9 protein-coding genes are annotated in these 12,411 nt (G+C 36.5%); 4 read left to right on the top strand and 5 right to left on the bottom strand.

All coding sequences use genetic code 11. The features are described from left to right. Window positions 1–11: 11 nt before the first annotated feature. Window positions 12–1,457 (bottom strand): asparagine--tRNA ligase, encoded by a 1,446-nt coding sequence (gene asnS, locus ACXX8U_RS11790; RefSeq protein ID WP_458566407.1) that lies wholly within the window; start codon window positions 1,455–1,457, stop codon window positions 12–14. Between the two features lie 281 nt (window positions 1,458–1,738). Between asnS and ACXX8U_RS11785 the strand changes: the two genes are divergently transcribed. Further along, the gene (locus tag ACXX8U_RS11785) at window positions 1,739–2,197 is read left to right on the top strand and encodes an RNA methyltransferase (RefSeq protein WP_166132866.1); all 459 of its coding nucleotides are present in this window, start codon (window positions 1,739–1,741) and stop codon (window positions 2,195–2,197) included. 46 nt (window positions 2,198–2,243) lie between these two features. Here ACXX8U_RS11785 and ACXX8U_RS11780 read toward each other — a convergent pair whose 3' ends face one another. Next, a complete protein-coding gene (locus tag ACXX8U_RS11780; protein WP_458566005.1) occupies window positions 2,244–4,868 on the bottom strand; it encodes an MGH1-like glycoside hydrolase domain-containing protein in 2,625 nt (874 codons plus the stop codon). Between the two features lie 425 nt (window positions 4,869–5,293). Next, complete coding sequence (locus ACXX8U_RS11775; RefSeq protein WP_458566004.1) at window positions 5,294–7,711, bottom strand: efflux RND transporter permease subunit; 2,418 nt, start codon at window positions 7,709–7,711, stop codon at window positions 5,294–5,296. A 195-nt stretch (window positions 7,712–7,906) separates the two neighbouring features. Between ACXX8U_RS11775 and ACXX8U_RS11770 the strand changes: the two genes are divergently transcribed. From ACXX8U_RS11770 to ACXX8U_RS11760, 3 genes are all read left to right on the top strand, one after another. Further along, complete coding sequence (locus ACXX8U_RS11770) at window positions 7,907–10,177, top strand: cation:proton antiporter (protein ID WP_458566003.1); 2,271 nt, start codon at window positions 7,907–7,909, stop codon at window positions 10,175–10,177. A 1-nt stretch (window position 10,178) separates the two neighbouring features. Continuing rightward, a complete protein-coding gene (locus ACXX8U_RS11765; RefSeq protein ID WP_166132870.1) occupies window positions 10,179–10,508 on the top strand; it encodes a DMT family transporter in 330 nt (109 codons plus the stop codon). Window positions 10,509–10,620: 112 nt separating this feature from the next. After that, entirely contained in the window at window positions 10,621–10,926 is a 306-nt protein-coding gene (locus ACXX8U_RS11760; RefSeq protein ID WP_458566002.1) for a YbjQ family protein, read from the top strand. 267 nt (window positions 10,927–11,193) lie between these two features. Here the strand turns inward: ACXX8U_RS11760 and ACXX8U_RS11755 are convergent, their stop codons facing one another. Together ACXX8U_RS11755 and ACXX8U_RS11750 are read right to left on the bottom strand one after the other, a co-directional pair. Next, window positions 11,194–11,667, bottom strand: coding sequence for a hypothetical protein (locus ACXX8U_RS11755; RefSeq protein WP_458566001.1), 474 nt, complete (start codon window positions 11,665–11,667; stop codon window positions 11,194–11,196). Between the two features lie 198 nt (window positions 11,668–11,865). Beyond that, window positions 11,866–12,339 (bottom strand): hypothetical protein, encoded by a 474-nt coding sequence (locus ACXX8U_RS11750; protein WP_458566000.1) that lies wholly within the window; start codon window positions 12,337–12,339, stop codon window positions 11,866–11,868. Window positions 12,340–12,411: the final 72 nt, after the last annotated feature.

The raw sequence follows: 12,411 nt of genomic DNA, 5'->3' as shown, positions 1-12,411 counted from the left end.
TGAAACTTTTTTTAGAATTCTGCATTCATTGGTGTTCTTGGGAAAGGAATTACGTCACGAATATTAGTCATTCCAGTTACAAACAATACCAATCTTTCAAACCCAAGTCCAAAACCAGAGTGAACCGCTGATCCGAATCTACGAGTGTCTAAGTACCACCACAATTCTTCTTCGTCAATTCCTAAGGCTTTCATTTTTTCGACTAAAACATCAAAACGCTCCTCACGCTGAGATCCACCTACGATTTCTCCAATTCCAGGGAAAAGGATATCCATCGCGCGAACAGTTTCTTTTCCAGGTTCTGTATTGTCATTCAAACGCATGTAAAATGCTTTGATATTAGCTGGATAATCAAACAAGATTACCGGACATTTAAAGTGTTTTTCAACCAAATAACGCTCGTGCTCACTTTGTAAATCAGCACCCCATTCGTTGATGATATAGTTGAATTTTTTCTTTTTATTTGGTGTTGAATCTCTTAAAATATCAATAGCTTCTGTGTATGAAACGCGTTTGAAATTGTTCTCTAAAACAAAATTCAATTTTTCTAGCAAAGCCATTTCACTGCGTTCTGCTTGTGGTTTTGATTTTTCTTCTTCTAATAAACGACCTTCTAAGAATTTCAAATCCTCTGGACATTTGTCCAATGCATATTTAATCACGTACTGAATGAAATCTTCAGCTAAGTCCATGTTGTCATTCAAATCATTGAACGCCACTTCTGGCTCAATCATCCAAAATTCCGCCAAGTGACGCGAAGTATTTGAGTTTTCAGCTCTAAAAGTTGGTCCAAAAGTATAAATCTGACCCAAAGCCATGGCAAAAGTTTCTCCTTCTAGTTGTCCCGAAACTGTCAAGTTGGTTTCTTTACCAAAAAAATCTTCTTTGTAATTTACTTTTCCATCCTCAGTTCTTGGAGTGTTGTCAAATGGCAAAGCCGTAACTTTAAACATTTCACCAGCACCTTCAGCATCAGAACCTGTGATGATAGGCGTATTCACATACACAAAACCTTTCTCTTGAAAATAGCTATGAACAGCATAAGATAGTACAGAACGCACGCGCATAATAGCACCAAAAGCATTCGTACGTACACGCAAATGCGCATTTTCACGCAAGAATTCTAGCGAGTGTTTTTTAGGCTGCATTGGGAATTTCTCTGGATCAGAGTCGCCTAAAATCTCCAATTTAGTTACCTGAATTTCAAATTTCTGTCCAGCTCCCTTGCTTTCAACCAAAGTTCCAGTTACTGAAACCGCAGCTCCGGTTGTAATGCGTTTTAAAGTTTCGTCTGGCGTATTTTCAAAATCCACCACACATTGTATATTGGCAATGGTCGAACCATCGTTTAAGGCAATAAATTGATTGTTTCTAAAAGTTCTCACCCATCCTTTTGCATTTACTTCATGAAGCGTCGTGGTGCTGTTTAGCAAGTCTTTAACTTTTGTATGTCTCATTTTAGGTATAGAGTTGATATTAAAATTGGTATCGTAATCGAACTGCAAATATAAATCATTTGTTTGTAATTGCATTGTGACAATTCAGGGAATCAGGAGCTATTTCCCGCTATCCATTGCAATCTTATTGTTTTTGGCAAGCAAAACAATAAGGATTTCCATTTCTATCGGGACTAGGGAGCAAGTGTCAGGACTTATTTTTGTTTACAATTTCGAAGTTTCCTTTTTTTGAAGCTGTTGAAAAACTTGGCCAAACGCACAACACTTTGTACTTTTGCGGCATGAACGATAATTTTGTAACAGAGTATTTCGGTATCGGAATTCAAAATGGTAAAACCCCTGAAAATTTGGGTGTATTGTGGCGCACCGCACAAAACTTGGGTGCGAGTTATATTTTTACCATAGGGAATCGATATGCTAAGCAAGCTTGTGATACGCACAATGCTGTAAAATCTTTACCGTATTTTCATTACGAAAATTTTGAGGATTTTTACAATAACTTACCTAAAGGCGCTCGCTTAGTAGGCGTTGAATTGGATGAGCGCGCTACCGATTTAGAAACATTTGAACACCCAAGGCGCTGCGTATATTTATTAGGAGCCGAAGACAATGGCCTATCTAAAGCGGCTATGGCCAAATGCCATCATTTGGTAAAATTCAAATCAGAGAAAAGCTTAAATGTGTCGGTTGCAGGAAGCATCGTTATGTACGATCGAGCATTGCCTAAACCAAGATCATAAAACTAAAAATTCCCGCAATTAGCGGGAATTTTTATTTATAATAAGTTTAGCTATTGCTTTCCATTTCTAAAATTAAGTTTGCAATCAAAGCCGTCCAGCCCGTTTGGTGCGAGGCACCTAAACCGCGACCCGTATCTCCATCAAAAAACTCATAAAATAAATGCTGATTTTTGAACTCTTCTTCATTGGTGAACAATTGGTTATGGTTTTCTGAATGGTAGCGGAATTTACCATTATCATCACGTTCAAACAATTTGATAAGTCTTTTGGTCAACTCATTTGCAATTTGATTTAAATTCAGTTTATTACCCGATCCTGTCGGAAATTCATAACGGTATTTGTCACCATAAAAAGTGTAATATTTGCGCAACGACTGTATAATCATATAATTAAGTGGCATCCAGATAGGGCCGCGCCAATTTGAATTGCCTCCAAACATACCCGATCTGCTTTCGCCAGGTTCGTACTGAATTTTATGATGCCCATTATTGCCAAAAACAAAGGGGTTGTCTTTGTGGAATTTAGAAAGTGATCGAATACCAAAGTCGGATAAAAATTCATTTTCATCCAAAAGACGAATTAAAAGATGCTCCAATCTAAAGCCGCGCATGATCGAAAACATAAAGTTTCCGTCTTTGTTTGCTGTTTCTAAATTTGAAATTAAGGAAGCCAAATCAGGTCGTGTACGAATAATTTCATTAGCTCTTTTTTGGAAATCTTTTAGCTGTTCAAACAACTCTTTGTTCATTATTTCGACAGCAAATAGCGGAATCACTCCCACAAGCGAGCGTACTTTTAAGCGTTCGGAGCCGCCATCTGAGAGTTCAACCACATCGTAATAAAAATTGTCTTGATCATCCCAAAGCGATAGATCTCTTTTACCAATGTGGTGCATAGCCCAAGCAATATTTAAAAAATGCCTGAAAAACTTAGCCGATATGTCTTCGTAAATTTTGTTGGTTTTGGCCAGTTCTAAACTCATGCGCAACATGTTTAGCGAAAACAGCGCCATCCAGCTAGTGGCATCGGCTTGTTGCATTTTTTTGATGCCTTCGGGCATGTGGTTGCGGTCGAAAACACCAATATTATCTAGGCCAAGGAAACCGCCTTCAAATAAATCGGTGCCGCTCGTATCTTTTTGATTGACCCACCACGTAAAATTGACATTCAGTTTTTGAAAAGCCGTTTCTAAAAATTCTGTGTCGGCTATTCCGGTTCGTTTGAGGTCTTTTTCGTAAACCGTCCACACGGCCCACGAATGTACGGGCGGATTCACATCGCTAAAATTCCATTCGTAAGCAGGAATTTGTCCGTTGGAGTGCATGTAACTTTCTTGCAGTACTAAGAGTAGTTGTTGTTTGGCAAAACGCGGGTCAATTTCTACAAATGATGCCATATGAAAAGCCAAATCCCAAGCGGCATACCACGGATATTCCCATTTATCAGGCATGGAAATGACATGACGGTTGGTTAAATGTTTCCAGCTACTATTACGTTTGTCGTGACGGTTAGGTGGCGTTTCACCTGGTCCGCCGTACAACCATTTAAACACATCATAATAATAAAATTGTTTGGTCCACAATAAACCTGAGAAGGCACTTTTTGCAATGGCCTGCTGCTCTTGCGGCAAATTCGAACTAATTTTAGAGTTGTAAAACGCCTCGCATTCTTGTTTTCGAGCATTCATAACTGCGTCAAAGTCGGCCCATGGTTCGGCTTTTGGTGTTTTACTCAAACGTATTTTGATGCTTTTTTCTTCGCCTGCTGCTAAATTAAATTGTTGCCAAATAGCAGCTTTGGTTCCAAATAATTCTGGGTTTACAGTAGGTTCAGCATGAATAACGTGGTTGTTGATACCGTCTTTTACATAAGGATATTCGTTGGCAACCCCGTAAATACGTTCGTTATTGGTTTCGTTTTCACAAAAAAGTTGTGTTCCTTCCTCATGGTATAAATAATAGGTTTCAATGCGCGAGCTTGCTGTTTCGATAGTATTGTTTCCTATACTTTTCATTGATGGGCGCGGATGCCTGTCGTTGTGTTTCCAGAAATTGCGGTACCAAAGATGCGGCAAAACGTGAATTTGAGCTGTTTTTGAGCCTCGATTTACGATGGTTACTTGCATCAAAATATCATCGACATCGGCTTTGGCATATTCAATGAAACAATCAAAATAAGCATTGTCGTCAAAGCTATTGGTATCCGTAATTTCGAATTCTGTTTCTTCGCGGCTGCGTTGGTTTTTTACAATAAGTTCCTCGTACGGGAACTCGTTTTGTGGGTATTTGTACAAATATTTGTTGTACGAATGCGAAGGTGAAGCTACTTGATGAAAATAAAGTTCTTTGACATCCTCGCCGTGGTTACCTTGATTGTTGGTTAAACCAAAAAGACGTTCTTTGAGAATAGGATCTTTTCCGTTCCAAAATGCGGGAGCCAAGCAGAGTATTTCGCGAGAGTCGCAAAACCCACCGATGCCTTCTTCGCCCCAACGGTAAGCGTTACTTCGGGCTCTGTCGTGGTTGATAAAGTTCCATGCATCCCCGTTTTGGCTGTAGTCTTCGCGAACTGTTCCCCATTGTCTTTCGGCTAAATACGGCCCCCATTTTTTCCAATTGCGGTAGTTATCAGGAACGGCTAATTTTTGTTCTTCGGAAAGGTGCTGCGACATAGTAAAAAATCAAATTAGTAGTGTGTTTCAAAAAAAGTAAAGGATACTTACAAGAGATTGCGAGCATTCTTTTTTTGAAAATTGTGTTGGGTAAAAATAAGATTTATTTTGTAACCGAACGAAATCAGGGGTTTACTATTGTTTAATTGCCCGCTATTGATGGGTTTCTTTAGTTATCTCGTAAAATTAAGCCGACGAATTTATCTATTTTTATTGAAGTGCTAAAAAAAACAGAAGGACTGAAAGCGTCAGTGTTAAAAATGGTTTTACAGTAGACTTGATTCTGTTTTAGTAAACAACCTTTTCTAGCGCAAGTAGTGTACAATGCAACAGTTCCTAGCCCGGATAGCAGTGGAAATCCTTCCTGTTTTTGCTAAAAAACAGGAAGATTGCAACGTATAGCCGGAAATAGCTCCTGACTGATTTTATTTTTTTGAGGTTAAATCGTCAATTTCTTCATCGGTTGGTTCGATAATATCAATTTTTGGTTCGATAAAATCTTGCTCGTTGGCCAATGTTTTGTTGAGTGTGAGTACCAAGGCAGGCAACAACATTAAATTGGATAACATTCCGAATAACAGTGTCAACGAAATCAATCCTCCAAGGGCAATTGTCCCGCCAAAACTAGACAGCATAAATACTGAAAACCCAAAGAAAAGCACGATTGAGGTGTAGAACATACTCAGGCCTGCATCTGTAAAGGTGGCGTAAACTGATTTGCGAATTTTCCAGTTATTTTTCTTCAATTCTTCTCGATACTGAGACAAGAAACGAACGGTATCATCGACTGAAAGTCCGAACGCAATTCCAAAAACTAATATCGTTGACGGCTTAAGCGGAATATCTAAAAAGCCCATCAGTCCTGCAGTAAGCATGAGCGGCAAGAGGTTTGGAATGATAGAAACCAGTACCATTTTGAAGGAACGAAACATAAACGCAATTAAAAGCGCGGTGAGTAAAAAGGCAAAAGCTAGCGATGACAATAAGTTGTCTAGCAAATACCCGGTTCCTTTCTGAAACACAAGAGCTTTGCCGGTAACGGTGACGTTGTATTGGTTTTCAGGGAAAATTTTAGCTGCTTTTTTCTTGATTTCGGCTTCAATTTTAGCAATTTTATCGCCGCTTTCGTCTCGCATAAAGGTCGTAATTCGGGCAAATTGACCAGAATTATCTACATAACTTTTCATGAGGTTGTCCTTTGAATCTTTGGTCGCATTTTTGGCATACGATAAGATAAAGGATTGCTCTTGCGATGATGGTAATTCGTAATACGCGGGATTGCCATTGTAATACGCTTGCTTCGAATATTTAATCAAGTTTACAATAGAAATGGGTTTTGATAATTCAGGAATTTCATCAATGGCTTGTTCGAGTTCGTCCATTCTTCGCAGGGTTGAGAGTTTCATTACTCCTTTCTTGCGTTTGGTGTCAATCATGATTTCGAGTGGCATGACACCATCAAATTCTTTTTCGAAGAAAACGATGTCCTCGAAAAAGGCTTCTTTTTTAGGCATGTCTTCGATGAGGCTACCAGAAATACGCATTTCGTAAATGCCAATAATACTGATTACCAATAATGAAATAGCAACCACATAAATAGAGAAACGGTTGTACTTTACGTTGCGCAAAATCCAGCCCATGAATGATTTTACATAGTCTCGATCTAAGTGCTCGATGTGGCGCTCTTTTGGTGCGGGAATATAACTGTGAAAAATAGGAATCACAATAATACACAAAAAGAAAAGTGCCATAATGTTTATGGAAGTCACCACGCCAAACTCTAACAACAATTGATTATTTGACGCTACAAAAGTTGCAAAACCAATGGCTGTGGTAAGGTTAGTCATTAGCGTTGCCATACCTACTTTGGTCGTAACACGTTGTAAAGCCTTCGCTTTATTGTGGTGAATTTTATATTCTTGATGGTATTTATTGGTCAGGAAAATACAATTTGGGATACCAATTACGATGATTAGTGAAGGCACTAAAGCCGTTAATACAGTAATTTCATAATGCAGCAGTCCTAAAAACCCGAACGACCACATTACACCAATAATCACAATAATCATAGAGATTAAAGTGGCTCTAAAACTCCTAAAAAAGAAAAAGAAAAGCAAAGAGGTAACCAAGAGTGAAGCACCAATAAAGATGCTAATTTCGTCGGTGATCGTTTTTGCATTGAGGGTTCGAATGTATGGCATACCCGATACACGAAGGTCGATTCCAGTTTCTTTCTCGAATGTTTCAACGGCGGGAACGAGTTTGTCTAAAATAAAATCTTTTCGAGCGGCAGTATTTACAATTTTCTTATCCATGTAAATGGCAGAACGAATACTTCCAGAACGCTTGTTAAACAGTAAACCTTCGTAAAAAGGGAGGTCGTTAAATAGTTCTTTTTTTATTTTCTGGAGATAGGCTGGGTCAAGAGTTTTTGATTGCTCAACAAAGGGAATTAATTCAAAAGTTTGTAGCGAGTCGTTTTTTTGTAATTTTTTTAAATCATTCAAAGACACGACCAAATCAACGGCTTTGTCGCCTTTAAGAGTATTCATCATTTTACTCCAAGCGGCAAAAGCTTTTGGGGTAAAAATGGCTTTGTCTTGTACGCCTATGATGACAAGATTTCCTTCTTCGCCAAATTTGTTGAGAAAGGCATTGTACTCAATATTAACAATATTATCGTCAGGTAATAAATTAGCTTCGGTAAAAGTAAAATGGATGTTTTTCCATTGTGAGGCCAAAAGTGCTGTTATTACAACTATAATAGACAGCATTAAAATTCTATTTCGAAGGACTACACGGGCAATTAATTCCCAAAATCCCAAACTAAACCACTTGATCATAACTTACATTTAACGGGCGCAAAGGTAGTTAAAACCACTTTGAATCGTTAGTTTAAGGTCAAAGATTTGCTTGTTTTACCTAAACATTAAGTTTTTATTTTGTTTCTATTTTAAAAAATAGAATAAAATAATAATGATATATTTGACTTAGATGTGGGGTGGTAAAAACAAACCCATAAAACTATTTTTTTTGCTATGAAGAATTATAAAAACACTATTTTCTATCTGATTGTAACAGGTTGTTTTTCAGTACTGATGTATTGGATTATTACACAAGGAAAACTGTTAGAAGCAACAGAAGTCATTGACAAACCCGCTAGTGGTAAGGGTTCGTGGGCTGATTTTTTGATCTCGATGCAGCATAGTTTTCAGGAACCTTTGGCTATTTTATTGGCACAAATTGTAACCATCATTTTAGTAGCTCGTTTTTTTGGATGGGTTTTTAGAAAAATAGGACAACCTTCTGTGATTGGTGAAATCATTGCAGGAATTGTGTTGGGGCCGTCTTTGTTAGGAATGTATTTTCCGGAATTTTCGGCGATTTTATTCCCCGTTGCTTCTTTGGGTAACTTAAAGTTCTTGAGTCAAATTGGTTTGATTCTTTTCATGTTTGTGATTGGGATGGAACTGGATTTGAAAATATTGAAAAACAAAGCCAACGAAGCCATTGTCATTAGTCATGCGAGTATTATAATTCCTTTTGCACTCGGTATCGGATTAGCCTATTTTGTTTACAATCAGTTTGCTCCTGAGGGCGTGACCTTTTTGTCGTTTAGTTTGTTCATGGGTATTGCTTTGAGTATTACTGCTTTTCCGGTTTTGGCTAGAATTGTACAAGAACGAGGCATTCATAAAACTAGGTTAGGAGCTATAGTAATCACTTGCGCTGCCGCCGATGATATTACTGCGTGGTGTATCTTGGCAGTTGTAATTGCCATTGTGAAAGCAGGTAATTTTGTCAGTTCATTATACATCATCTCGCTTGCGGTGTTGTACGTGGTGGCAATGATTTATGTTGTAAAACCGTTTTTAAAACGTATTGGTGATTTGTACGGTTCCAAAGAAAGCATAGTAAAACCAGTTGTTGCTATTTTCTTTTTGGTACTTATTATGTCATCTTATGTTACCGAGGTTATCGGGATTCATGCCCTTTTTGGTGCTTTTATGGCGGGTGTTATTATGCCTGATGTTCCAAAATTCAGAACTATTTTTATCGAAAAAGTAGAAGACGTTGCGCTGATACTGTTGCTTCCGTTGTTCTTTGTATTTACAGGTTTAAAAACTGAAATTGGACTTATCAACGATCCTTATTTATGGAAAGTTACAGGCTTTATTATTTTGGTAGCTGTTGTTGGTAAATTTCTTGGCAGTGCTTTGGCAGCAAAGTTTGTTGGGCAATCGTGGCGTGATAGTTTTACAATTGGCGCTTTAATGAACACCAGAGGATTGATGGAGCTGATTGTTTTGAACATTGGTTTGGAACTGAAAGTGCTGACTCCAGAAGTTTTTACTATGATGGTAATTATGGCCTTGGTTACGACTTTTATGACTGGTCCAGCGCTCGATTTGATTAATTTTATTTTTAAAACTAAGGATAGCACAGAAGTTTTAGAGCCTATAAACGATAATAAATACCGCGTTTTGATATCTTTTGGTAATAACGAAAAAGGAAAATCCTTGTTGCGATTGGCCAATAGCTTAACCAAACGACAAAAAAATACCTCTAGTGTTACCGTGATGCACTTGTCTTTAAGTGATGAGGTGCATACCTTTAATATGGAAGACAAGGAAAAAAACAGTTTCCATCCTATTGTTGAGGAGTCTCAGGTGCTCAAACAAGAGATCACTACGATTTTTAAAGCCACTACAGATATTGAAACTGAAATTGCCGATGTAGCCAATCAAGGAGATTATGATTTGCTGTTGGTAGGACTTGGAAAATCTATTTTTGAAGGTACTATTTTGGGTAAAGTAATTGGTTTTACTACTCGAATTATAAATCCGGATCGCTTAATTGATAAATTTACAGGTAAGGAAGGTTTGTTCGAAAACTCTCCGTTTGATGAGCGAACGAGACAAATTATTTCTAAAACCAAAATGCCAATTGGGATTTTAATTGACAAAGATTTACAAGAAGTACAAAATGTTTTTGTGCCTGTTTTTAGCACCGAAGATGCTTTTGTACTTGATTACATTCAAAAACTGATTTACAACAACAACTCTAAAGTGATTATTTTAGATGTAAATGGTCATGTGGCTACTAATTTTGTAATGAATAGTGCCGTAGATTCTTTAGAGCAAAAACATCCAAACAATATCAGTTTGATTACTGAAAAAACCATCAAGAAAGAGTTTTTGGCTCAACAAAATTTGATGTTAATTAGTCTCGAAAGCTGGAAACAGCTGGTTGATTCGCGTAGTGTTTGGTTGAGTGGCGTACCATCAGTATTAATTGTAAAACAATAATATGAATTGGATTTTGTTGATTATTGGAGGCCTGTTCGAAGTTGGTTTTGCAACTTGTTTAGGTAAAGCCAAAGAAAGTACCGGTACGGCAGCGACATTATGGTTGCTCGGTTTTTTAGCATGTTTAACAATAAGTATGGTATTGCTTTATAAAGCTACGCAAACTTTACCAATAGGAACCGCATACGCAGTTTGGACCGGAATTGGAGCAGTGGGAACTGTGCTGGTGGGTATTTTTGTATTCAAGGAGCCGGCTGATTTTTGGCGTCTGTTTTTTATTACCACTTTAATTAGTTCTATCATTGGCTTGAAATTCGTTTCAAGTCATTAGAGATAGTTGTATTTTTATTGTTTTAAAATTGGTTTATTTTGGATAACTTATTTTAAGTACAATGTAATTTCTGCATGACACTATGACTAACCAATAATAAACCAAAACGATTATGATTCTAACCACAACTAACTCTATCGAAGATTATAAAATTCTCGAATACAATGGCATTGTCTCAGGTACTGCTATTAATATGCAAAAAATGGGTTTGACTTTTAGCATGCAAAAATACTACGATGGTATTGCTGAAAGTATTGCAGAAGTAAGAGAAAAGGCATTTGCCAACCTAAAAGTAAATGCTGAAAAAATGAATGCCAACGCAGTTGTAGGAATTCAAGTAGATGTGGAGCTCAAAAGCGGCGAAGGGTTAATCACTGTAATGATAACAGGAACTGCGGTGAGTATTGTAAAGCGTTAGAACATTGCTTTTTTTCTAAACTAGTATAGCATTAAATATGTCGAACGACTGGATACTTAAAACCACAAAAAAACCGCCTCGTTTTCTTAACAAGGCGGTTTTTAAAATATTGATATTAGCTGTGTGGGACTTTAGAAATCTTTTTAGAGTGATATTTTATTTATTTTCAATAACTCTTGCAAATTTTAACCAAGTTAATTTGTGGTAAATATCTGACTATGGCAATAATCTCTACTTTGGAAAAGCGATTTACATCAATGCATTTCATTATTCCGACACTGGACAAACGTTCATAGAATTAACTTCATATAACACAACATTCCCTTTTTTCTTTTCAGTAAAATCAATAATATAAAACACTTTCAATTGTGTAAACAGCTGACATATAATGTTATTCTGTTCGTATTTTTTTAAAAAATTTATTCCAATTGTATGTTCTTTATTTTTTTTTAAAAATGCTTTATTTACTTTTCTCACTTCAGAAATTATATTTGCATTCTTTTTTTCCCAATTTTTAAACTCTGGGTGTTGAAAGTAAAGTGCTAATTTTCCGGGTACTACAAAGCTATAAGCCCTCTCATCAAAATTATTTGGTTTAAAGTTAGTATCAATAGAGTATTTCCTTTCGTTGATTTTTCCTTTGAATTCAATATAAATAGTGTCGGACTCTTTGAGAGAATCATAGTTTTGGCTGAACAGTTTTATTGCAAAAAGCAGCAATAGGAACAAGTATTTTTTCATGTTATTATGATTTAGTTTTTAAACCAATATTTTCCGCTCGTAAACATAATCTAGATTGTTTGATGCTTTAATTTTTCAATGCTAGCTTAAATTAAGTTAAATTTTCATCCATAACAGGCATCACGAGCGGGACGCGCGCGCTTTAAGAGCAAGTTTGTTCTGCAGTTAATGTTTTGCTTTAGTAACAAAAATACTATTTTACTCTCCCATCATATATGAACTTGATATTGATACTTCATAAATAGGAATTTGTCCATTTTTCTCCTCTGATCTGTCAATTATGTATATTACTTTACATTTTTCAAACGCTTGATAATAGCTCTTGAAAACGCCATATTTTTTAAAGAAATCCACTGAGATAGTCTTTTTTTTATTTCTCCTTAAGTATGATTTTTCAACCAATCTATAATCTGATTTAATACCCATCTCTCTTCTTTTAGAGGAGGGATAATCACTTACCCAAAATTGTAAATATTCATCCTTATTTTTTTCTTTAAATTGTATAATATACCATCTTTTAAATCCTGGATTATCTTTAGGTAAAACGGTCTTAATTTGCATAGCACTTTCTTTGAAGTCTACATATGCTGTATCTAAGTTTTTGATTAAAGAGATGTTTTGGCAATAAATATTACCTGTGATAAATAATAGTATTAGGTATAAATTTTTCATATTTTTATCTGTCTAGTTCTGATTTTCCGGCGGTTATATATTGATTTAAGAGCGAACGTGCATCACTGTTTT

It is taken from the genome of Flavobacterium sp. GNP001 (assembly GCF_054343775.1).
The sequence above is the reverse complement of the archived record's forward strand: the minus strand, read 5'-3'. Positions and strand labels throughout refer to the sequence as shown.